The 22,483-nt window shown below is 70.8% G+C and carries 21 protein-coding genes; 4 read left to right on the top strand and 17 right to left on the bottom strand.

The window, feature by feature from the left end; translation table 11 throughout:
- The first annotated feature begins 42 nt into the window (after window positions 1-42).
- On the top strand, window positions 43-948 hold the full coding sequence (locus tag ACWDAK_RS06685; protein WP_344637181.1) for a LysR family transcriptional regulator: 906 nt from the start codon (window positions 43-45) through the stop codon (window positions 946-948).
- A gap of 57 nt (window positions 949-1,005) precedes the next feature.
- On the opposite strand, the gene ACWDAK_RS06680 is transcribed toward ACWDAK_RS06685, so the two are convergent.
- The 4 genes from ACWDAK_RS06680 to ACWDAK_RS06665 all read right to left on the bottom strand — a co-directional run bounded on the left by ACWDAK_RS06680 (window position 1,006) and on the right by ACWDAK_RS06665 (window position 5,415).
- Window positions 1,006-1,521 (bottom strand): GNAT family N-acetyltransferase, encoded by a 516-nt coding sequence (locus tag ACWDAK_RS06680; RefSeq protein ID WP_344637180.1) that lies wholly within the window; start codon window positions 1,519-1,521, stop codon window positions 1,006-1,008.
- Window positions 1,522-1,640: 119 nt separating this feature from the next.
- Window positions 1,641-3,437, bottom strand: a complete 1,797-nt coding sequence (aspS, locus tag ACWDAK_RS06675; RefSeq protein WP_344637179.1) for an aspartate--tRNA ligase — start codon at window positions 3,435-3,437, stop codon at window positions 1,641-1,643.
- The gene (gene hisS, locus ACWDAK_RS06670) at window positions 3,434-4,696 is read right to left on the bottom strand and encodes a histidine--tRNA ligase (protein WP_344637178.1); all 1,263 of its coding nucleotides are present in this window, start codon (window positions 4,694-4,696) and stop codon (window positions 3,434-3,436) included. Before hisS ends, aspS begins: the two co-directional genes overlap by 4 nt.
- 11 nt (window positions 4,697-4,707) lie before the next feature.
- The gene (locus ACWDAK_RS06665) at window positions 4,708-5,415 is read right to left on the bottom strand and encodes an MBL fold metallo-hydrolase (RefSeq protein WP_344637177.1); all 708 of its coding nucleotides are present in this window, start codon (window positions 5,413-5,415) and stop codon (window positions 4,708-4,710) included.
- Window positions 5,416-5,664: 249 nt separating this feature from the next.
- Between ACWDAK_RS06665 and ACWDAK_RS06660 the strand changes: the two genes are divergently transcribed.
- Window positions 5,665-6,471, top strand: a complete 807-nt coding sequence (locus ACWDAK_RS06660; protein ID WP_427394544.1) for a peptidylprolyl isomerase — start codon at window positions 5,665-5,667, stop codon at window positions 6,469-6,471.
- Window positions 6,472-6,734: 263 nt separating this feature from the next.
- The gene (locus ACWDAK_RS06655) at window positions 6,735-7,964 is read left to right on the top strand and encodes a DUF349 domain-containing protein (protein WP_344637175.1); all 1,230 of its coding nucleotides are present in this window, start codon (window positions 6,735-6,737) and stop codon (window positions 7,962-7,964) included.
- An 88-nt stretch (window positions 7,965-8,052) separates the two neighbouring features.
- On the opposite strand, the gene ACWDAK_RS06650 is transcribed toward ACWDAK_RS06655, so the two are convergent.
- Window positions 8,053-8,916 carry an NmrA/HSCARG family protein gene (locus ACWDAK_RS06650; protein WP_344637174.1) on the bottom strand — a complete coding sequence of 288 codons (864 nt, stop codon included), beginning with the start codon at window positions 8,914-8,916 and terminating at the stop codon, window positions 8,053-8,055.
- 96 nt (window positions 8,917-9,012) lie between these two features.
- Here ACWDAK_RS06650 and ACWDAK_RS06645 point away from each other — a divergent pair, with 96 nt between their 5' ends.
- Window positions 9,013-9,432, top strand: a complete 420-nt coding sequence (locus ACWDAK_RS06645; protein ID WP_427394547.1) for a MarR family winged helix-turn-helix transcriptional regulator — start codon at window positions 9,013-9,015, stop codon at window positions 9,430-9,432.
- Between the two features lie 12 nt (window positions 9,433-9,444).
- On the opposite strand, the gene ACWDAK_RS06640 is transcribed toward ACWDAK_RS06645, so the two are convergent.
- The 12 genes from ACWDAK_RS06640 to pdxS all read right to left on the bottom strand — a co-directional run bounded on the left by ACWDAK_RS06640 (window position 9,445) and on the right by pdxS (window position 22,390).
- Window positions 9,445-10,233, bottom strand: a complete 789-nt coding sequence (locus tag ACWDAK_RS06640) for a hypothetical protein (protein ID WP_427394545.1) — start codon at window positions 10,231-10,233, stop codon at window positions 9,445-9,447.
- Window positions 10,234-10,317: 84 nt separating this feature from the next.
- Window positions 10,318-12,729 carry a RelA/SpoT family protein gene (locus ACWDAK_RS06635; protein ID WP_344637172.1) on the bottom strand — a complete coding sequence of 804 codons (2,412 nt, stop codon included), beginning with the start codon at window positions 12,727-12,729 and terminating at the stop codon, window positions 10,318-10,320.
- 169 nt (window positions 12,730-12,898) lie between these two features.
- Complete coding sequence (locus ACWDAK_RS06630) at window positions 12,899-13,450, bottom strand: adenine phosphoribosyltransferase (RefSeq protein WP_344637171.1); 552 nt, start codon at window positions 13,448-13,450, stop codon at window positions 12,899-12,901.
- 32 nt (window positions 13,451-13,482) lie between these two features.
- A complete protein-coding gene (secF, locus tag ACWDAK_RS06625; protein WP_344637170.1) occupies window positions 13,483-14,586 on the bottom strand; it encodes a protein translocase subunit SecF in 1,104 nt (367 codons plus the stop codon).
- Between the two features lie 4 nt (window positions 14,587-14,590).
- On the bottom strand, window positions 14,591-16,393 hold the full coding sequence (gene secD, locus ACWDAK_RS06620) for a protein translocase subunit SecD (RefSeq protein WP_425557635.1): 1,803 nt from the start codon (window positions 16,391-16,393) through the stop codon (window positions 14,591-14,593).
- Window positions 16,394-16,539: 146 nt separating this feature from the next.
- The gene (gene yajC / locus ACWDAK_RS06615) at window positions 16,540-16,956 is read right to left on the bottom strand and encodes a preprotein translocase subunit YajC (protein ID WP_344637169.1); all 417 of its coding nucleotides are present in this window, start codon (window positions 16,954-16,956) and stop codon (window positions 16,540-16,542) included.
- Between the two features lie 291 nt (window positions 16,957-17,247).
- A complete protein-coding gene (ruvB, locus tag ACWDAK_RS06610; protein ID WP_344637168.1) occupies window positions 17,248-18,330 on the bottom strand; it encodes a Holliday junction branch migration DNA helicase RuvB in 1,083 nt (360 codons plus the stop codon).
- 65 nt (window positions 18,331-18,395) lie between these two features.
- Window positions 18,396-19,007, bottom strand: a complete 612-nt coding sequence (ruvA, locus tag ACWDAK_RS06605; protein WP_344637167.1) for a Holliday junction branch migration protein RuvA — start codon at window positions 19,005-19,007, stop codon at window positions 18,396-18,398.
- On the bottom strand, window positions 19,004-19,540 hold the full coding sequence (gene ruvC, locus ACWDAK_RS06600; protein ID WP_344637166.1) for a crossover junction endodeoxyribonuclease RuvC: 537 nt from the start codon (window positions 19,538-19,540) through the stop codon (window positions 19,004-19,006). Before ruvC ends, ruvA begins: the two co-directional genes overlap by 4 nt.
- Window positions 19,541-19,663: 123 nt before the next feature.
- Entirely contained in the window at window positions 19,664-20,419 is a 756-nt protein-coding gene (locus ACWDAK_RS06595; RefSeq protein WP_344637165.1) for a YebC/PmpR family DNA-binding transcriptional regulator, read from the bottom strand.
- Window positions 20,420-20,765: 346 nt separating this feature from the next.
- On the bottom strand, window positions 20,766-21,374 hold the full coding sequence (gene pdxT / locus ACWDAK_RS06590) for a pyridoxal 5'-phosphate synthase glutaminase subunit PdxT (RefSeq protein WP_344637164.1): 609 nt from the start codon (window positions 21,372-21,374) through the stop codon (window positions 20,766-20,768).
- A gap of 104 nt (window positions 21,375-21,478) precedes the next feature.
- Window positions 21,479-22,390, bottom strand: coding sequence for a pyridoxal 5'-phosphate synthase lyase subunit PdxS (gene pdxS / locus ACWDAK_RS06585; RefSeq protein ID WP_344637163.1), 912 nt, complete (start codon window positions 22,388-22,390; stop codon window positions 21,479-21,481).
- Window positions 22,391-22,483: the final 93 nt, after the last annotated feature.

Genomic DNA, 22,483 nt, shown 5'->3' with positions numbered 1-22,483 from the left:
CCCGGCGCCCGGGTCCAATAGCCCCTTCCATAACCTTGGGGAATGGACATAGACACCCGGCTGCTGCGCTACTTCACCACGGTCTGCGAGGAGGGCCAGCTCACCGCCGCGGCAGGCCGGTTGTTCGTCTCCCAGCCCACCCTGACCAAGCAGATCCGCAGGCTGGAGAGCGAGCTCGGGGTCACCCTGCTGCGGCGCTCCCGGGAGGGGGTGACGCCCACCGCGGCCGGGCACGCGCTGGCCACCCACGCGGCGCAGATGCTGGAGAGCTGGGAGGACGCGCTGCGGGCCACCCGGCAGGCAGCGGACACGGCCGGCGGCACGCTACGGGTGGGCTTCTCGGGCAGCACCATCAACCTGGTCGGCCTGCCCACCATCGCGGAGTTCGGCCGCCGGATGCCAGGTTGGCAGGTCCGGATGCGCCAGAACAACTGGGTGGACCCCACCTCGGGGCTGGCCTCCGGCGAGACGGATCTGGTGCTCTGGCACGGTCCGGCGTCGCTGGCACGGGAGTTCGCGACCGCCGTGCTGGGCACCGAGGAGCGCTGGGTGGCGCTCTCGGTCGAACACCCGCTGACCGCCCGCGAGTCGGTGGACCTCGCCGATCTGCTGGACGAGCCCTTCGTGGCGATACCGCAGGAGTCGGGTGCCTGGCGGGACTACTGGCTCGGCGTGGAGGAGCGCGGCGGCAGACCGGTCACGATCGGCGCCGTGGCGCACAACGCCGACGAGTGGCTGGCGGCGATAGCCTGCGGGCAGGGCCTCGGTTTCACCCCCGAGTCGATGCGGCGCCTCGCCCAGCGCCCGGATGTGGCGTTCCGCCCGGTGCGAGGCCTGAGCCCCAGCCAGGTCGGCCTGTACTGGCTGCGCGACCGGCCGGCGACCCCCGCGATGGACGCCTTCATCCGCAGCTGCCGGGAGACCATCGCGGTGGGGGCGAACCGGTAGGACGCGGGAAGCTCGCGCCCGGCAGGAGGGCGCACCTCCCGCCCGCGAGGCGGTGGTTCAGCTCGCCTCGAACGGCGTCGGGTAGCGGCACAGGCCGCGCGGGCGCCCGTCGTAGGAACTGAGCGGCAGTGCCTGGAAGTACTCGTCGCGGACCGGGAACGGCCCGGTGACCTCGTGCCGGGAGGCCGGGGTGAAGCCGAAGTGCCGGTAGTAGTTGGGGTCGCCGAGTACCACCACCAACCGCTCCCCGGCCGCGTCCGCCGCGTCCAGGGCGGCCTGCACCACCAGCCGGCCCACGCCCTTGCCCTGCCACTCGGGCGCGACCGCCACCGGGGCGAGCGCCAGCCCCTCGTCCTGGCCGATCCGGAGCCGGGTCAACAGCGCGTGCGCGACGACCAGTTCGCGCTCCGCCAGGTCGGTCACGGCGACCACGGAGAGCTGGTCAAGCCAGGACGGGTCCCGGCGCAGCGCGTCCACCAGATCGGCCTCGTCCGGCCCGGGGAAGGCGGCCATGTGCACGCGTCTGGTCGCCGGAGCGTCCGAAGGGCGCTCAACTCTGATACGTACGGTCATGCCTAGTCCTCCGCTAGTCACACCCCGTTGTGGGACGTTGTGGACCGGCCCCGGCCAGGTGTCGGGGACACCGGACCGGGGCCGTGAAGGTGATGCTACTGATCCGACCGGACCGTTCGTCAGCCCTCGTTCGAGACCTCGGCCTTGGCCTTGGCCTCGGCCGCGGCCTTGGGCTGCGCGTCGACACCGGCCTCCCGGCGCTGGGCCGCGGTGATCGGGGTCGGCGCGCCGGTCAGCGGGTCACCACCGGTGGAGGTCTTCGGGAAGGCGATCACGTCCCGGATGGTGTCGTACCCGCCGAGCAGGGTGACGATCCGGTCCAGGCCGAAGGCGACGCCACCGTGCGGCGGCGGGCCGTAGTTGAAGGCGTCCAGCAGGAAGCCGAACTGCGAGGTGGCCTCCTCCTCGGAGAGCCCGATCGCGTCGAACGCCCGCTTCTGCACGTCGCGCTGGTGGATGCGGATCGAACCGCCGCCCAGCTCCGAGCCGTTGAGCACCAGGTCGTAGGCGTTGGAGAGCGCACTGCCCGGGTCGGTGTCGAAGGTGGCCAGCGACTCGGCGGTCGGTGCGGTGAACGGGTGGTGCACCGCGTGCCAGCCCTGGAACTCGCCCTTGTCGTCCTCGATCGGCTCGAACATCGGGAAGTCGACCACCCAGAGGAAGGCCCACTTCGACTCGTCGATCAGGTTGCAGCGGCGTCCGATCTCCAGTCGGGCGGCGCCGAGCAGCTCCTGCGAGGCGGTCTTCCGGCCGGCCGCGAAGAAGACCGCGTCGCCCGGCTTGGCACCCGCGGCGGCGGCGAGGCCTGCCAGGTGCTCCTCGGAGAGGTTCTTGGCGACCGGGCCGCGCAGCTCACCGGTCTCGGCGTCGACCAGGACGTACGCCAGGCCCCGGGCGCCGCGCGCCTTGGCCCAGTCCTGCCAGGCGTCCAGCTGCTTGCGCGGCTGCGAGGCACCGCCGGGCATGACCACCGCACCGACGTAGGGCGCCTGGAACACCCGGAACCCGGTGCCCTTGAAGTACTCGGTGAGGTCGGTGAGTTCCTGGCCGAAGCGGACGTCCGGCTTGTCGGAGCCGTAGCGGGACATGGCGTCCGCGTAGCTCATCCGGGGCAGCGGGTTCGGGATCTCGTAGCCGTGCACCTCGCGCCAGATGGCACCGATGATCTTCTCGCCGAGGGCCAGGATGTCCTCCTGGTCGACGAAGGAGGCCTCGATGTCCAGCTGGGTGAACTCCGGCTGCCGGTCGGCGCGGAAGTCCTCGTCGCGGAAGCAGCGGGCGATCTGGTAGTAGCGCTCCATGCCGGCCACCATCAGCAGCTGCTTGAACAGCTGGGGCGACTGCGGCAGCGCGTACCAGGAACCGGGCTGCAGGCGGACCGGGACCAGGAAGTCGCGGGCGCCCTCGGGGGTGGAGCGGGTGAGGTACGGCGTCTCGATGTCGAGGAAGTCGTTCTCCTCCATCACCCGGCGGATGATGTTGTTGACCTTGGAGCGCAGTCGCAGGCCCTTGGCCGGACCCTCCCGGCGCAGGTCCAGGTAGCGGTAGCGCAGCCGGACCTCCTCGTTGACCGTGCCCGGCTCGTACTCGGCGACCGGGAACGGCAGCGGGGCCGCCTCGGAGAGCACCTCGATCTCGCTGACCACGACCTCGACCTTGCCGGTCGGGATCTCCGGGTTCTCGTTGCCCTCCGGGCGGACGCGCACCTCGCCGACCACCTTGACGCAGTACTCGGCGCGCAGGCCGTGCACCGACTCCAGGTCGCGGACCACGATCTGCACGGTGCCGGAGGCGTCGCGCAGGTCGATGAACGCGACACCGCCGTGGTCCCGGCGGCGGGCGACCCAGCCGGCCAGGGTGACGGACTCTCCGGCGTGCTCCGCGCGGAGCGTGCCCGCGTCGTGCGTGCGGATCACAGCTGCTTCTCCTTCAGGGTGGATACGAGTGCTTCGAGGGCGACGGGGGTCTGCTCGCCGGTGGTCATGTCCTTGAGCTGGACGACCCCTTCGGCGAGATCTCGGTCCCCGGCGACCAGGGCGAAGCGGGCGCCGGAACGGTCGGCGGACTTCATGGCGTTCTTGATCCCCTTGACGCCGAAGGCGAGGTCGGTGGCGACGCCGGCCCGGCGCAGCTCGATCACCTTGGCGAAGAGCACGTTCTTGGCCTCCTCGCCGAGCGCCACGGCGTAGACCGAGGTGGCGCCGGGCAGGTCGAGGGTGATGCCCTCGGCCTCCAACGCGAGGTAGGTGCGGTCCACCCCGAGGCCCCAGCCGACCGACGGCAGCGCGGGGCCGCCGAGCATCTCGGACAGGCCGTCGTAGCGGCCGCCGCCGCCGATCGCGGACTGGGCGCCGAGACCGTTGTGCACGAACTCGAAGGTGGTCCGGGTGTAGTAGTCCAGGCCGCGGACCAGCCTCGGGGCGTCCTCGAAGGCGACACCCGCGGCGGTCAGCAACTCGCGGACCTTCTCGTCGTACGCCTTGCAGTCCTCGCACAGGTAGTCGCGCAGGCGCGGGGCGTCGGCCAGCTGCACCTGGATGTTCTCGCGCTTGTCGTCCAGCACGCGCAGCGGGTTGATCTCGCAGCGGCGGCGGGTCTCCTCGTCCAGGACGAGGGTGCGCAGGAACTCCTGCAGCGCGGCGCGGTAGACCGGGCGGCACTGCTTGTCGCCCAGGCTGTTGATCAGCAGCTTGTAGTTGCGCAGGCCCAGCGAGCGGAAGGCGTCGTCGGCCAGGATGATCAGCTCGGCGTCCAGCGCCGGGTCCTCGGCCCCGAGCGCCTCTGCGCCGACCTGGGCGAACTGGCGGTAGCGGCCCTTCTGCGGGCGCTCGTAGCGGTAGAACGAGCCCGAGTACCAGAGCTTCACCGGCAGGTTGCCGAGCTTGTGCAGGTTGGCCTGGAGCGCGGCGCGCAGCACGGAGGCGGTGCCCTCGGGGCGCAGCGCGAGGTCCTCGCTGCCGCGCTTGGTGAGGGAGAACATCTCCTTGGTGACGATGTCGGTGGACTCGCCGACACCGCGCGAGAAGAGCTTGACGTCCTCGAAGACCGGCGTCTCGATGTAGCCGTACCCGGCCCGGCGCAGCGGCGCGGAGAGGCGCTCGCGGATCGCCAGGAAGGTCGCGGAGCTGGGCGGCAGCAGGTCGTAGGTGCCCTTGGGGGCGGTGAAGGTACTCAACTTCTCTTCCGTCACATTCCTCGTCGCGGGAAAGCTGGAGCGTCCGCCGCTCCGGCTACCTGCCTGAGGTAGGGGTTGGTGGCGCGCTCACGGCCGATGGTCGTCTGGGAGCCGTGGCCGGAGAGGACCACGGTGGCGTCGTCGAGGGGCAGGCACACCCGGGCCAGCGATTCCATGATCGCCTTGCTGTCACCACCCGGGAGGTCCGTGCGCCCGATGGAGCCGGCGAAGAGCAGATCGCCCGAGAACAGCACCGGAGGAACCTCTCCGGCCGCGGGCGTCCTGAAGGTCACCGACCCCCCGGTATGGCCGGGCGCGTGGTCGACGGTGAGCTCCAGGCCCGCCAGTTCCAGGACACTGCCGTCCTTCAACTCCCGTACGTCGTCCGGCTCGCCGACCGTGATCGAGCCCATCAGCTGCTGCCCGAGCGAGCGGCCGAGCGCCCGTTCCGGGTCGGCCATCATGTAGCGGTCCTCGGGGTGGATCCAGGCCGGCACGTTCCGGGCACCGCAGACCGGCACCACCGACGCGATGTGGTCGATGTGCCCGTGGGTGAGCAGCACGGCCACCGGCTTCAGCCGGTGCTCGCGGATCAGGTCCTCGACGCCCCGGGCCGCCTCGTGGCCGGGATCGACGATCACGCACTCCTCACCGGCGGCCGGGGCGACCAGGTAGCAGTTGGTACCCCAGGCTCCGGCTGGAAATCCGGCGACGAACACGTGACGTCCTCATGCTCTCGGGTGGCGGTGCCTTCCCTGATTCGTCACCGCTGGTCTCACCGCAGCCTACCGGCGGTACGGCACCGGTTGCGAACCAGATGGCGGTGAGTCCGCCCCGGGCCCCGCTGACTCGCGGCCGCCGGAACCTCCGGTTGATCCCGCACTTACGCACGAGGTCTTTACACTTGGCCGCCAGCGGGTGGGATGATCCCGCACAACAAGCAGGCACGACATCAGGAGACACGGCCGGTGGTCAGCAGCGAACAGCGGCGGCGGCAGCTCGCCCGCGAGAAGTACGAGCGGCAGATGGAGCGCCGGGTCGAGGCCCGGCGCAAGGCCAAGCGCCGCAACGCCGTCGTGAGCGCAGCCGTCGCGGCCGTCGTGGTGATCGCCGGCGCCGGCGCCTGGGCGGGCGGCATGTTCGACAAGAGCGCGTCCAAGAACGCCGCACCGCAGGCCGCACCGACCCCGACCGCGGCCCCCACCCCGGTCAAGGGCTGCACCGCCCCGGCGCCCGGCAAGCCGAACGGCAAGCAGTGGAAGGCCGAGCCGGCCATGTCCGTCGACTCCGGCGCCAAGTACACCGCCACGCTGGACACCAGCTGCGGCAAGGTGACCTTGGAGCTGGACGCCGCGAAGGCGCCGCACACGGTCAACTCCTTCGTCTTCCTCGCCGGCGAGCAGTACTTCGACCACACCAAGTGCCACCGGCTCACCACCTCGGGCATCTACGTGCTGCAGTGCGGCGACCCGACGGGCACCGGATCCGGCGGCCCCGGCTACCAGTTCGCGGACGAGAACCTGACCGGCGCGACCTACCCGGCGGGCACCGTGGCGATGGCCAACGCCGGACCGGGCACCAACGGCAGCCAGTTCTTCCTGGTCTACAAGGACACCCAGCTGCCGCCCAACTACACCCCGTTCGGCAAGATCACCGGCGGCCTGGACGTACTGAACAACATCGCCGGCGGCGGCGAGAACGACGCCAACGGCCCTGGCGACGGCGCCCCGAACGCCAACGTGGTGCTGAACTCGGTTACCGCCACCAAGAGTTGATACTCTGCGGCGCTGCCTCCCGCTCCCGCGCGGGCGGCTCGGGAGGCAGCGCCGCCAGAAATCGCCCGGCCCGGATGCGGACAGCACCGGCGCTGGTCGCCTATGTTGCTGTTGTATAGGGTGCCCTGACCGTCAGCCGTCACCCTCGGCGCGAACAACTCGACGGCTCGGACGGCGGACTCCATCGGTCCGCCGCACATCAACTGTGGACGACGTACGCGCACCACACTCGGGTGGGCGCGACGTCATGTGGAGGAGGCGCTGTGAGCAGCGACCCGTGGGGCCGTGTCGACGAGCAGGGGAACGTCTACGTCAGGACGGCCGAGGGTGAACACCTCGTCGGCTCCTGGCAGGCGGGCTCCCCCGAGGAGGCCCTCGCCTACTTCGAGCGCAAGTACCAGGGCCTGGAAGCCGAGATCGGCCTGCTGGAGCACCGCGTCCGCAAGACCGACCTGGCCGCCAAGGACGCCCAGACCGCGCTGGAGCACCTGCGCCAGCAGGTCGTCGAGGCGCACGCGGTCGGCGACCTGGCCTCGCTCGCCCAGCGGCTCGACACGCTCAGCGGCGAGATCGAGTCCCGGCAGGCGGAGCGCAAGGCGGCTCGCACCAAGGCCCAGGAGGACGCCCGTACGGCCAAGGAGAACCTGGTCGCCGAGGCCGAGCGGCTCGCCGAGTCCACCCAGTGGCGGGAGGCCGGCGACCGGCTGCGCGCCCTGGTGGACACCTGGAAGAGCCTGCCCCGTCTGGACCGCAAGAGCGACGACGAGCTGTGGCACCGCTTCTCGCACGCCCGCTCGGTGTTCTCCAAGCACCGCAAGGCACACTTCGCGACCCTGGACGCGGAGCGCGAGAGCGCCCGCGCGGCCAAGGAGCGGCTGGTCGCCGAGGCCGAGGCGCTGTCCGACTCCACCGACTGGGGCGACACGGCCGCCGCCTACCGCGACCTGATGGCGCGCTGGAAGGCCGCCGGGCGGGCCCAGCGGGACGCCGAGGAAGAGCTGTGGGCCCGGTTCCGGGGCGCGCAGGACGTCTTCTTCCAGGCCCGTGCCGCCGCCTTCAGTGAGCGGGACGCCGAGCAGGGCGAGAACCAGAAGTTGAAGGAGGCCCTGCTGGTCGAGGCCGAGGCGATCCTGCCGGTCACCGACCTCAAGGCCGCCAAGGCCGCGCTGCGCGACATCAGCGAGCGCTGGGAGGCTATCGGCCACGTGCCGCGCGACGCCCGGCCGAAGCTGGACGGCCGCCTGAACGCGGTCGAGCGGGCCATCCGCGAGGCCGAGGACGCCGAGTGGAAGCGCTCCAACCCGGAGGCCAAGGCCCGCGCCGCCGGTATGACCGGTCTCCTCCAGGCCGCCGTGGACAAGCTCCAGGCCGACCTGGACAAGGCCCGTGCCGCCGGCAACGCGAGCAAGGTCGCCAAGCTGGAGTCCGAGCTGGCCGGCCGTCGGGCCCTGCTGGACCAGGCCCAGAAGAGCCTGCAGGAGTTCAGCGGCTGAGTACCGCTGCGACAGGGGCGCCGGTCCTCGTCCGGCAGCCCGCGCGCGGCCGTCCACGCGGCCCCCGGCGCCCCTGTCCCCGCCCCGCCTACAGGCGCCACTGCTGTTCGGCGGCCCAGTCCGCGAAGCGCTGCCAGCCCACCTCGGGATGGTCCCGGCGCAGCCCTTCCACGTCGACGTCCAGGCCGACCTCGGTGAAGTAGCGGAACATCGCGGCCAGATCGGCCGAGTACGCCTCGATCTCGGCGAGCGGCTTGGTCTCGAAGCCGATCGGCCGCCCGCACACCCCGCTGAGCACCTCTGCGATCCCGGGACAGGTGAGCCGGTCGGAGGCGATGTCGACCCGCCGCCCGGCGAACTCCTCGGGCCTGGCGAGGACCTCGGCCGCGAAGACCCCGATGTCCCGCGCGGAGATCAGCGCCAGCGGACGGTCCGCGGGCAGCGGCAGCACGAACCTCCCCTCCCGCAGGCCGCTCAGCGTCCACTCCCCGGTGTAGTTCTCCATGAAGGCCGCCGGCCCGAGCACCGTCCATGGCACGCCGAGCCCGGCCAGGTGCCGCTCGATCCGGTACTTGCTGTCGAAGTGCGGGATGCCGGTCCCCCGGTCCGCGTGGGCGGCCGAGCTGAACACGATCCGGCCGACCCCCGCCGCCGCGGCGGCGTCCAGCAGTGCCGTTCCCTGCCGCACCTCCGTCCCGGTGTCGGTGCCGAAGGGCGTGGACATCGCGAAGAGCGCGTCCACCCCGCTCAGCGCCGCGTCCAGCGACTCCCGCCGGTCGAAGTCGGCGAACACCACCTCCGCCCCGGCGGCACGCAGCCGCGCGGCGACGGACGACTGCGGCAGACGGGTGAACGCCCGCACGCGAAAGCCCCGTTCCAGCAGGGCGAGGGCGGCCGCTCCGCCCTGGGCGCCGGTCGCACCCGCGACGGCGACATAGGATTCATTCGTCATGCAGGAACTGTATGACGCAATCTCTGCGTCGCGCAGATATTTTTTCGGAGGTGACCGGTGCGGCCGACCGAACTGGAGCAGGAGTCCCGCCGCTACATGGCCGCGTACGCCCTGTTCAACCAGGCGATCGCGGACCATCTCGGCCTGTACCCCACCGATGTGCAGTGCCTCAATCTGCTGACCCTGGAGAGCGGTCCGCTCACCACCGGGCGGATCGCCGAGCTCACCGGACTCACCAGTGGCTCGGCGACCCGTCTGGTCGACCGCCTGGAGAAGGCGGGGTACGTGACCCGCCGCCGCGACAGCTCCGACCGGCGGCGGGTACTGGTCGAGCCGGTGCCCGAGGCGACCCGGCGGCTCGGCGAGCTCTGGGCCCGCCTGGGCGAGGGTTGGCAGACGCTGCTGGTCGGGTACAGCGACGCCGAACTCGCCTTCCTCGCCCGTCACATGCGCCGCACCACCGAACTCGCCGCCAGGCAGGTCGGGCTGCTCAGGGAGATGGGCCGGGCCGGGTAGGCGCCGGCCGGATCAAGTGGTCGCCGTGCCGGAGGGAGTCGACCCGAAGATCTGGGTGAGCCGGTTGAGGTCGATGCTCTGCGAAGGCGCCGGGGTGGTCTTCTTCACCGGCACGGAGAACTCCTTGAAGTTGAGCATCTCGCTGCCGATGCCGCCGGTCCGCTGGAAGTGGAGCGGGTAGGGCCGGCCCTGGGTGGCCACCCAGAGGGTGCCGTGCTCCTCGCCCTTGGTGCCCAGTACGGACACCGCCGGGACGCCGTTGCTGGAGCCCTGGGGGCCCGTGGTCAGGTCGACCCCGGTGGGCGACAGCGAGTCGGCCAGCTGGGACAGGTCGCAGATCGAGGCGAGTTCCAGGAACTGCACGTTGTCGGCGGTGGTCTTCAGGTAGCGGTCGCCCACCAGCTTGGCCACCGCCTGTCCGCCGTGGTTCTGCCAGAACGCCTGGTCGGGCTTGACCCAGAGGTCGTTGCCCACCCTGGTGACCTGGAAGTTGCCGAGGAAGCTCTCGCTCACGGAACCGTTGCAGTTGCCGCCGACGTCCATCGACAGGTCGAAGGTGACCAGGTTGACGCCGTCGTCGATCCGGCCGTTGACGTGGGACGAGTGGCCGTCCTTGAGCGCCTTGATCGCCGACAGCACGACGTTCGGCCCGGACAGCTTCGCGACACCGTTGGACGCTAAGGCGGCGGACGGTGAGGGCGAGGGCGAGTCGGCCGCCAGGGCCGTGCCACCGCCTCCCAGCGCGCCTGCCGTCAACGCCGCACAGGCAAGTGCGGTCACAGTCGTCAGCTTGAGGTTCATGGGGCCTCCCACCACTGGGTTGACTCTTCCCAGCCTGTACCGGCAGGAGGCCCCGCGCACATCAGAGCGGCTTCGGCGGCCGGATCACTTCCGTCCGGAGGTGACCCGGTACACGTCGTACACGCCCTCGACCCCGCGGACCGCCTTGAGCACGTGCCCGAGGTGCTTGGGGTCGCCCATCTCGAAGGTGAAGCGGCTCATCGCCACCCGGTCCCGGGAGGTCTGCACCGCCGCCGAGAGGATGTTGACGTGCTGGTCCGAGAGGACCCGGGTGACGTCCGAGAGCAGCCGGGAGCGGTCCAGCGCCTCGACCTGGATCGCCACCAGGAACACCGAGGACTGGGTGGCGGCCCACTCGACCTCGATCATCCGCTCCGGCTGCTGGGCCAGCGACTCCACGTTGACGCAGTCCGAGCGGTGCACCGAGACGCCGTTGCCGCGGGTGACGAAGCCGACGATCGGGTCGCCCGGCACCGGGGTGCAGCAGCGGGAGAGCTTGACCCAGACGTCGTCGACACCCTTGACGATCACGCCCGGGTCGCCCTTGGCCCGGCGCCGCGCCGCACGGCCCTGACGGGTCGGGGTGGCGGTCTCGGCCAGGTCGTCGGTGGCTTCCTCCTCGCCGCCGAGCGCCTGCACCAGCTTCTGCACGATGTTCTGCGCCGCGACATGGCCCTCGCCGATCGCCGCGTAGAGCGAGGAGATGTCGGGGTAGCGCATCTCGTGTGCCAGGGTGACCAGCGAGTCGCCGGTGAGGATGCGCTGGATCGGCAGGCCCTGCTTGCGCATCGCCCGGGCGATGGCGTCCTTGCCCTGCTCGATCGCCTCCTCGCGGCGTTCCTTTGAGAACCACGCCTTGATCTTGTTCCGGGCGCGCGGGGACTTGACGAAGCTCAGCCAGTCCCGGGACGGGCCCGCGTTCTCCGCCTTGGAGGTGAACACCTCGACGGTGTCGCCGTTCTCCAGTGTCGACTCGAGCGGCACCAGCCGGCCGTTGACCCTCGCCCCTATGCAGCGGCAGCCGACCTCGGTGTGCACCGCGAAGGCGAAGTCCACCGGGGTGGCGCCCGCGGGCAGCGCTATGACGTCGCCCTTCGGGGTGAAGACGAAGACCTCGTTGTTGGAGAGGTCGAAGCGCAGCGACTCCAGGAACTCGCCCGGGTCCTCCGTCTCCTTCTGCCAGTCCAGCAGCTGCCGCAGCCAGGCCATCTCGTTGACCGCCCCGGCCTTGTCCTCCTTGCGGACCTGGGTCGGCGTGTCGGTACGGATCTTGGAGGCGCCGGCCACCGCGCGCTGCTTGTACTTCCAGTGCGCGGCGATGCCGTACTCGGCGCGGCGGTGCATGTCGAAGGTGCGGATCTGAAGCTCGACCGGCTTGCCGCCGGGACCGATCACCGTGGTGTGCAGCGACTGGTACATGTTGAACTTCGGCATGGCGATGTAGTCCTTGAACCGCCCCGGCACCGGGTTCCACCGCGCGTGGATGGTGCCCAGCGCCGCGTAGCAGTCGCGGACGGTGTCGACCAGGACCCGGATGCCCACCAGGTCGTAGATCTCGGCGAAGTCGCGGCCCCGCACGATCATCTTCTGGTAGACCGAGTAGTAGTGCTTCGGCCGGCCGGTCACCTGAGCGGTGATCCGGGCGCCCTTCAGGTCGCCCTGGACCTGGTCGATCACGGTGGCCAGGTACTCGTCCCGCTTGGGCGCGCGCTCGGCCACCAGACGCACGATCTCGTCGTACATCTTGGGGTAGAGGATCGCGAAGGCGAGGTCCTCCAGCTCCCACTTGATGGTGTTCATGCCCAGCCGGTGCGCCAGCGGGGCGTAGATCTCCAGGGTCTCGCGGGCCTTCTTCTCCTGCTTCTCCCGCTTGAGGTAGCGCATGGTGCGCATGTTGTGCAGGCGGTCGGCCAGCTTGATCACCAGGACCCGCGGGTCCTTGGCCATCGCCACGACCATCTTGCGCACGGTCTCGGCCTGCGCGGCCTCGCCGAACTTGACCCGGTCCAGCTTGGTGACGCCGTCCACCAGCAGTGCGACCGAGTCGCCGAAGTCGCGGCGCAGCGTCTCCAGGCCGTAGTCGGTGTCCTCGACGGTGTCGTGCAGCAGCCCGGCCATCAGGGTGGGGGCGTCCATGCCCAGCTCGGCCAGGATGGTGGCGACGGCGAGCGGGTGGGTGATGTACGGGTCGCCGCTCTTGCGCTTCTGTCCGCGGTGCCACTTCTCCGCGACCACGTAGGCGCGCTCGATGTCGCGCAGCAGGGCCGGGTCGGCCTTCGGGTCGTTGTCCCTGATGGTGCGGAACAGCGGCTCCAGCACCGGGTTCAGCATCGTGCCGCGCTGGCCGCCGAGGCGGGCCAGGCGCGCTCGCATGCCACCGGAGGACGAGAGCCGCGAGATGGCGGGCGGCGCCGGACGCACCGGGGTGGCCCCCGAAGGCGCGGGCCGGTTCTCGGGGGCGGCGGCCTCGGCCGTGGGCTGGGCCTCGTCGGGCAAGGGCACTCCTCGGGGCGCGTTGCCTTCCCCTTCGCGCGACCGGGAAGGGGTGAATCTTCATGGTACCCAGCCCGGAACTGCGGCGTTCGACCGCCCGGCGTGCGAGCGGCCCGAGCGAACACGCGCGGGGCGGCGACCACGGTGTGGTCGCCGCCCCGCGCGGTCTTGCTCAGACCAGGACCAGCGTCTCCAGCGGAGCGCCGCCCAGGTGCTCGGTGAGCCGGTCACGGCCGGGCAGGAAGCCCAGCTCCATCAGCACGACCACACCGGCCGGCTCGGCACCGGCCTGCCGGACCAGGTCCAGCGAGGCGCTCAGCGTGCCGCCGGTGGCCAGCACGTCGTCCACCACCAGCACCTTCTCGCCCGGCTCGAAGGCGTCGCACTGGACCTCCAGGGTCGCCGAGCCGTACTCCAGCTCGTAGGAGCGGCCGTACACCTCGCCGGGCAGCTTGCCCTTCTTGCGGATCGGCACGAAGCCGAGCCCGGCCGCGTACGCCGCCGGGGCCGCCAGGACGAACCCCCGTGCCTCCAGACCGACCACCTTGGTGGCGCCGTGTGCCTTCGCCCGGCTCGCCAGCGCGTCGACGAGGGCCGCGAAGGCCTCCGCGTCGGCGAGCAGCGGAGCGATGTCCTTGAACAGCACACCCGGCTTCGGGTAGTCGGGGACGTCCCGGATCCTGCTGTTCAACAGCTCGGCGAGGGCGGGATCGGAAACGGTCACGGGGGTTCCTCTACTGCGGGTACGGCGTGGATTCAGCGGTTGCCGGACGGACGGCCCTTGCTTCGGGACCGGCTCACCGGCTCGCTGCGCTGTCCGACCATACCTGCCGGGATCTCGTCCTCGACAGCCTCCCCCGCAGCGTCCACGGGGGCCTCGGCGGCCAGCTTGGCGTCGGCGGCGCGGCGACCGAGTACCTTCTTGGCCAGCGCCCGCATCTGGGGGGTCTGCTCCTTGAGCTGCGCGTACAGCGGGGTGGCCACGCAGATGGAGGAGTAGGCACCGGCCGCGAGACCGATGAACAGGGCGAGCGAGATGTCGTTCAGGGTGCCGGCACCGAGCAGGCCGCCACCGATGAACAGCAGTGCGGAGACCGGCAGCAGGGCGACCACGGTGGTGTTGATGGAGCGCACCAGGGTCTGGTTGAGGCCGTGGTTGGCGGCCTCGCTGAAGGTCTGCTTGTTCTGCTTGGTGATGCCCCGGGTGTTCTCCTTCACGGTGTCGAAGACGACGACCGTGTCGTAGAGCGAGTAACCGAGGATGGTCAGGAAGCCGATCACGGTGCCCGGGGTGACCTCGAAGCCCACCAGGGCGTAGACACCGATGGTGATCAGGAGGTCGTGGATCAGCGCGACCAGCGCGGCCACGGCCATCCGCCACTCGAAGGCGACGGCCAGGTAGACCGTCACCAGCACCATGAAGATCACCAGGCCCAGCAGGGCCTTCTGGGAGATCTCATGGCCCCAACTCGGGCCGATCACCTGGGCGTTGATGTCCTTGGTCTGGACGTTCAGGTCCTTGGAGAGGCCCTCGATGAAGGTACTCGCGGGCACCTTCTCCGCGGAGCTCACCTGGATCCTGACCTCACCGGTGCCGGTGTGCTGAACCACCGCGGTCGAGTCATGGGTGATCCCGTTGGCGGCGTCCTGCGCCTGAGCGACCGTCAGTCCCGGCTTGGTGACCGTGTAGACGGACCCGCCCTTGAACTCGATACCCAGGTGCAGACCCATCGCCAGGCCGATCGCCGCGAGCACCACGATCACGCCGGAGAGGCTGTACCAGAGCTTGCGCCGGCCGACGAAGTCGAAGCTGACCTCGCCCTGGTAGAGACGGTGGCCGAGATTGCCGAAGCGTGGCATCGCGTCAGGCCTCCTTCACGGCAGCGGTGGCGGCGGAGCGGCGGCGGCTGCCCCGGATCGGCGAGCGGGCACCCAGGCGCTTCGGGTCCAGACCGGACCACGGGTGGCCGTCCGCGAAGAACTTGCGGCGGGCCAGGATGGTGATCAGCGGCTTGGTGAAGAGGAAGATCACCACGACGTCGAGCAGGGTGGTCAGACCGAGGGTGAAGGCGAAGCCCCGCACCTTGCCGACCGAGACGATGTACAGCACCGCGGCACACAGGAAGGACACGAAGTCCGAGACCAGGATGGTGCGGCGGGCGCGCGGCCAGGCGCGCTGGACGGCCGGACGCAGCAGGGCGCCCTCGCGGACCTCGTCGCGGATGCGCTCGAAGTACACGATGAACGAGTCCGCGGTGATACCGATCGCGACGATGGCACCGCAGACGGCGGGCAGGTTCAGCGCGAAGCCGATGCCGGCGCCGAGCAGCGACATGATCGAGTAGGTGAGCGCCGCCGAGACCACCAGACCGGCGATCGAGACCAGGCCCAGGCCCCGGTAGTAGACCAGCGAGTAGAGGACCACCAGTGCCATACCGATCGCACCGGCGATCAGACCGGCCTGCAGCTGGTCACCGCCGAGCTGCGGCGAGACGGTGGTGACGTCGCTCTTGTCGAAGGTGAGCGGCAGCGCGCCGTAGCTCAGCACGTTGGCCAGGCTCTTGGCCTGGTCCTGGGTGAAGCTGCCGGAGATCACCGCGTTGCCGCCGGTGATCGACTGGCTGACGTACGGGTGGGAGACGACCTTGCCGTCCAGCACGATGGCGAACTGGTTGGCCGGGGAGGGCTGGGTGGCCAGCTTGCCGGTGGTGCCGGCGAAGGCGCTGGAGCCCTTGTCGTTGAAGGAGAGCTGGACCTGCCAGCCGGCACCCTGCTGGGTGTCGAAGGTGGCCTGCGCCTTGGAGACGTCCTGGCCGTTCACCGCCACCGGGCCGAGCGCGAACTTGTTCCAGACGCCCTGCTCCTTGTCGAAGCTGCAGGCGACCGCGGACTTGGTCGGGTCGGTCTGGTAGTCCTTCTGCTGGGTCGGGTCCGAGCAGTCCAGCGCGGTGAACTGCTGCTGCAGCTCGGGCGGCACGGTGCCCTGGGTGAGGGCCGCGGTCATGTCCGCCGGGGACGGGGGGTTCGGGGCGGCGGACGGCGCGGCACTCTGGCTCGCCGTCGCACCGGCGCTCGCGGAACCCGACGGGGTGGCGCCCGCCGAGGCCGACGGGTCGGCCTTCAGGGCGTCGGTGAGGGCCCGGCCGGCCTTGCTGGCACTCGCTGACGGCGAGGCGGAACCGGTGCCGGCCGAGGCGCCGGCGGACGGCTTGGCGGACGGCGACGGGCTGCCGCTCGCGCTCGGGGTGGACGAGGGGGCCGGGGCCTTCACACCGGTGGGGGCGTAGGCCAGCACCGGGCGGAAGTAGAGCTTGGCCGTGGTGCCGACCTGGTCGATCGCGGCCTGCCGGTCACCGCCGTTGGGGATGTTGACGATGATCGTGTCATTGCCCTGGGTCTGCACCTCCGTCTCGGAGACGCCCATCCCGTTGACACGCTTGTTGATGATCGTGACCGCGGTGTCCATGTTGGCCTTGTTGATCGCGGCCTTGTCGTCGGACTTGGCGGTCAGCGTGATGCTCGTGCCACCGGCGAGGTCGATCCCCAGTCGCGGGGTCGTGTGACCCTTCCAGAACATGACGGCGACCAGTCCGACGGCAATCGCCAGGATCAGGGCCAGCGCCCGTCCCGGATAGCCGTCGCGCGGGCGCGACTTTGGTGTTGCCACCTTGCTCGTTTCTCCCTGTCCATGCCGCCGCCCCCACCGGCCCGGTCCGGATTGCGGCGGGACCGGGACGGGGAGGCGGCGGCCCTGAGGTCCTGGTGTGGGCTCGCGGCTCGTGCCGCTACGGCCGGGGGTGTCGCCCGGTCGTGTTACTTGGCTGCGGGAGCCTCGCCGTCGGCGCTGCCCTTGTCCTTGACGTCCTCGGGCGCGTCCTTCTCGAGGCTGAGCGGCTTCGCGTCGGCGGCCTCCTCCTCGTCGGCCACCTCGTCGGCCGGCTCGTCCTCGGCGGGGCGACCGTTGATGATCGCGTCGTACTCCTGCGGATCGAGGACGGCGGCGATGGCGCTCTTGATGAAGTGGGTCACCACACCGGGCGCGATCTCCAGCTCGACGGTCTCCTCGTTGACCGACTTCACCAGGGCGTACATGCCACCGATGGTGCGGACTCCCGAGCCGGGCTCCATCGCCGAACGCATCTGCGTGGCCTGCTCCTGCCGCTTCTTGTTCGAGCGGAAGAGCATGAACAGCACGGCGATCATGACGAGGGGAAGAAGGAGTGTAGACACAGCAGCCAGAATCCTTACGGGCCGCCCGCCTGGGCGGCCAGTGGTGGTCGTCGGCCCGTCAGGTGAGAGGGGCGGTCCGGCGGAGTCTAGGCGACCCGCACTGATCGGACAACGCCAAGCATCGCAGAGTGCCGCCGAAAGTGGCGACCCTCCGACCGGCCGTTCTCATCACGCGTCGTTCGTGTCCCCGAACGGTTCGCCTCGCGCGGGCACCGCGCCGGGCGGCCACCGGGCCCGTTGCCTGAGCGGTACCCGGCCCCTGTCACCGTCGGCACCCCTCGCGGCCGTCACTCACCCCGCGTCCCTCGCCCCGTCGAACAGCTCGCCCTGCGCGGGCACCGGGCCGCGCGGCTGCGTCTGCGGCGGGGTGAGCCCGAGGTGGGTCCAGGCGGCGGCGGTGGCGATCCGGCCGCGCGGGGTACGGGCCAGCAGGCCCTCGCGGACCAGGAACGGCTCGGCGACCTCCTCGACCGTCTCGGCCTCCTCCCCCACCGCGACCGCCAGGGTGGACAGGCCGACCGGGCCGCCGCCGAACAGGCGCAGCAGGGCGTCCAGCACCGCGCGGTCGAGCCGGTCCAGACCACGGGCGTCGACCTCGTACACCTGGAGGGCCTGCGCGGCGATCTCCTGGGTGATCACGCCGTCATGCCTGACCTGGGCGTAGTCGCGGACCCGGCGCAGCAGCCGGTTGGCGATGCGCGGGGTGCCCCGGGAACGGCCGGCGATCTCGGCCGCACCGGCCGGGTCTATCTCCACGTCGAGCAGGGTCGCGGAGCGGTGCACCACGCGCTGCAGTTCGGCGGGGGCGTAGAACTCCATGTGGCCGGTGAAGCCGAAGCGGTCGCGCAGCGGCGGCGGCAGCAGTCCGGCCCGGGTGGTGGCGCCGACCAGGGTGAAGGGGGGCAGCTCCAGCGGGATGGCGGTGGCGCCGGGGCCCTTGCCGACGATGACGTCGACCCGGAAGTCCTCCATCGCCATGTAGAGCATCTCCTCGGCGGGCCGGGACATCCGGTGGATCTCGTCGAGGAAGAGCACCTCGCCCTCGGTGAGCGAGGAGAGGATGGCGGCCAGGTCGCCGGCGTGCTGGATGGCCGGGCCCGAGGTGATCCGGATCGGGGCGTTCAGCTCGGCCGCGATGATCATGGACAGGGTGGTCTTGCCCAGCCCGGGCGGGCCGCTCAGCAGCACGTGGTCCGGCGCGCTGCCGCGCTTGCGGGCGGCCTGCAGCACCAGCGAGAGCTGCTCGCGCACCCGCTCCTGTCCGATGAACTCGTCCAGCAGTTTGGGGCGCAGCGCCGCCTCGACCGCCTGGTCCTCGCCGTCGGCGGCCGCTGTGACGATGCGGTCGGCGTGGTCGAAGTCGTACGGACTCATCGCGGCGGGCTCCTGCCGGCTCGTCGGGTGGTGGTTCGCCTGGTGACGGTTGGTCGGGCGGTCGTTCATCGGGCGCGGTTGAGGGTGCGCAGGGCGGCCTTGAGCAGGGCGCCCACATCGGTGGTGGCCTGCGCCTCGGCCTCGGGGGTGACGGCCGCGACCGCGTCGTCCGCCTCGCGCGGGGCGTAGCCGAGGCCGACCAGGGCGGCGTGCAGCTGCTCGCCCCACGGAGCGGGACCGGCGGCGATCGGCTTCTGCGCCGGGACGCTGCCGTGCGGGGCACCCAGCTTGTCCTTGTACTCAAGCAGCAGCTTGGCGGCCTTGGCCTTGCCGATACCGGGGACGGCGATCAGGGCCTTCTCGTCGCCGTTCGCGACCGCCAGGCGAAGCGCGTCGGGGGTGTGCACCCCGAGCATGGCCTGGGCCAGGCGCGGCCCGACGCCCGGGGCGGCCTGCAGGATCTCGAAGGTGGCGCGCTCGTCGTCGTCCGCGAAGCCGTAGAGGGTGAGCGAGTCCTCCCGGACGACCAGCGAGGTGGCGAGCCTGGTGTGCTCCCCCGGCCGCAGGCCGGCCAGGGTGCCGGGGGTGCACTGGACGGCCATGCCGACGCCGCCCACTTCGACAACGGCGGTGCCGGCCGCGATGGCGGCGACCGGACCCTGGACGAAGGCGATCATCGGAGGTGCTCCCTACGGGCGGTCGGTGCTTTGGCGAGGGCGGCGGCGATCCGGTCGGTGGCGCCGCCGCGCCAGATGTGGCAGATGGCGAGGGCCAGCGCGTCGGCGGCGTCGGCGGGCTTGGGCGGGGCGTCGAGCCGAAGCAGGCGGGTGACCATGGTGGTGACCTGGGCCTTGTCGGCCCGGCCCGAGCCGGTGACGGCGGCCTTGACCTCGCTGGGGGTGTGGAGGGTGACGGGTATGCCGCGCCGGGTGGCGCAGAGCATCGCGACGGCGCTGGCCTGGGCGGTGCCCATCACGGTGCGGACGTTGTGCTGGGCGAAGACCCGCTCGACGGCGACCAGGTCGGGGCGGTGCTCGTCCAGCCACCGCTCCAGGCCCTGCTCTATCAGCAGCAGCCGCTGCCCGATCTCCGCCTCGGCCGGGGTCCGCACCACGCCGACCCCGAGCATCCGCAGCGGGCGACCGGGCGCGCCGTCGACCACGCCGACACCGCACCTGGTCAGCCCAGGGTCCACACCCAGTACCTTCACCGCCGAGCCCCGCCTTCCGTTCCGACCTGCGAAGGCTACCGGTCGGCTGTGACAACCCCGGCCCCGAACACACCTCCGCCCGGCAGCCGTGCGGGCTGCCGGGCGGAGCGGACGGATCCGGGATCAGGCGTCGACCTCGGCCATGACCTCGTCGGAGACGTCGAAGTTGGCGAAGACGTTCTGCACGTCGTCGCTGTCCTCGAGGGCGTCGATCAGCTTGAAGATCTTGCGGGCGCCGTCGGCGTCCAGCTGGACCTGCACGCTGGGGACGAAGTTGGCCTCGGCCGAGTCGTAGTCGATGCCCGCGTCGACCAGCGCGGTGCGGACGGCAACCATGTTGGAGGCCTCGGAGATGATCTCGAAGGACTCACCGAGGTCGTTGATCTCTTCCGGGTCCTGGTCGAGGACGACCTCGAAGAGCTTGTCCTCGTCCACGCCGTCGGCCTTGGGGACGATCACGACGCCCTTGCGGGAGAACATGTACGAGACCGAGCCCGGGTCGGCCATCGAGCCGCCGTTGCGCGTCATGGCCACGCGCACGTCCGAGGCGGCGCGGTTGCGGTTGTCGGTGAGGCACTCGATGAGCACCGCGACACCGTTCGGGCCGTAGCCCTCGTACATGATCGTCTGGTAGTCGGCGCCGCCGGCCTCCAGACCGCCACCGCGCTTGATCGCGCGGTCGATGTTGTCGTTCGGGACCGACGCCTTCTTGGCCTTCTGCACGGCGTCGTACAGCGTCGGGTTACCGCCCAGGTCGGAACCGCCGGTGCGCGCCGCCACCTCGATGTTCTTGATCATCTTGGCGAAGAGCTTGCCGCGCTTGGCGTCGATCACGGCCTTCTTGTGCTTGGTGGTAGCCCACTTAGAGTGGCCGGACATCGCCAGCTCCTTTACGTCGCCAAAGGGAAATGAACACAGGAGATCTTACCGGTGTCCGAACCGACACCTGGCATCGCATCAGTCTCCCTCGCGAGCCGAAGTGCGCGCCCGTATCGGGAGCGACGGGCGACAAGCGACGGACGAGCGCCGGAGGGAGGAGTGTCGACACCGGACCAGAGCGCCCGGAGGCGAGCGAGGAGCACACCGCGCGAGCCAAAGGGCGCGCCGGTGTCGAAAGCGACGAGCGACAAGCGACGGAGGAGCGCCGGAGGGAGGAGTGTCGACACCGGACCAGAGCGCCCGGAGGCGAGCGAGGAATCAAGCGACGAATTACGCCGCGGCCCGCTCAGACGGCCTCGACCATGCGTACGAAGTACTCGTGCACCCGGTGGTCGCCGGTCAGCTCGGGGTGGAACGAGGTGGCGAGCAGGTTGCCCTGGCGGACCGCCACGATGCGGCTCTCGGGACCGTCGGCAGCCGGCAGCTCCGCCAGCACCTCGACGGCCGTGCCGACCGCCTCGACCCAGGGGGCGCGGATGAACACGCCGTGCACCGGTCCGCCGTCCAGCCCCTTGAAGTCGATCCCGGACTCGAAGGACTCGTTCTGCCGGCCGAAGGCGTTGCGGCGGACGGTCATGTCGATGCCGCCGACGGTCTCCTGGTCCTCCCGGCCGTCGAGGATCTTGTCGGCGAGCATGATCATGCCCGCGCAGGTGCCGTAGACCGGCATCCCGGCGGCCACCCGCTCGCGCAGCGGGCCCATCACGTCGAACTGCAGGGCCAGCTTGGACATGGTGGTGGACTCGCCGCCGGGGATCACCAGCGCGTCCACCTCGGCCAGTTCCTCGGCGCGCCGCACCGGGCGGGCTATCGCGTCGGCGGCGGCCAGTGCCACCAGGTGCTCACGGACGTCGCCCTGCAGCGCGAGAACGCCGATGACGGGAGTGCTGGACACGGTTGCTACCTCTTGGATCGTGTTCGCTGGAGTCTGTGCTGCGGGCGCGCTCGGCGGCCCGCCGCGCCCCACTGCTGCGCGGCGGGCCCGGAAGCGCTACCGAATCACCAGCCGCGGTTGGCGTAGCGCTCGGTCTCCGGCAGGGTGTCGCAGTTGATGCCGACCATGGCCTCGCCCAGGTTGCGGGAGGCGTCGGCGATGATCTTCGGGTCGTCGAAGAAGGTGGTGGCCTTGACGATGGCGGCGGCACGCTTGGCCGGGTCACCCGACTTGAAGATGCCCGAGCCGACGAAGACGCCCTCGGCGCCCAGCTGGCGCATCAGCGCGGCGTCGGCCGGGGTGGCCACGCCGCCGGCGGAGAACAGCACGACCGGGAGCTTGCCGAGCTCGGCGACCTCCTTGACCAGCTCGTACGGGGCGCGCAGCTCCTTGGCGGCGGCGTACAGCTCGTTGTGGTCCAGGGCACGCAGGTGGCCGATCTCGTTCTTGATCTGGCGCAGGTGGCGGACGGCCTCGACCACGTTGCCGGTGCCGGCCTCACCCTTGGAGCGGATCATGGCCGCACCCTCGGCGATGCGGCGCAGAGCCTCGCCCAGGTTGGTGGCGCCGCAGACGAAGGGGGTGGTGAAGGCCCACTTGTCGGAGTGGTTGACCTCGTCGGCCGGGGTCAGCACCTCGGACTCGTCGATGTAGTCGACACCGAGCGACTGCAGGACCTGGGCCTCGACGAAGTGGCCGATCCGGGACTTGGCCATGACCGGGATGGAGACCGCGTTGATGATCTCCTCGATCATGTTCGGGTCGGACATCCGGGCCACGCCGCCGTCCTTGCGGATGTCGGCGGGAACGCGCTCCAGCGCCATGACGGCGACCGCACCGGCGTCCTCGGCGATCTTCGCCTGCTCGGCGTTGACCACATCCATGATCACACCGCCCTTGAGCTGCTCGGCCATGCCGCGCTTCACGCGGGCGGTGCCGATCTGCGGCTGGTCTGCGGTGATGGGGGTGGTGGACACGTGAGACCTCACTCGAAGATGAACCAGTGCTATCGCCCTATCGTAGGCCCGAACCACCGCTTGCCCATGCGCCACCTAGTCCAAGCCTGCAAG

The sequence above is a fragment of the Kitasatospora sp. NPDC001175 genome (assembly GCF_053598215.1).
The sequence above is the reverse complement of the archived record's forward strand: the minus strand, read 5'-3'. Positions and strand labels throughout refer to the sequence as shown.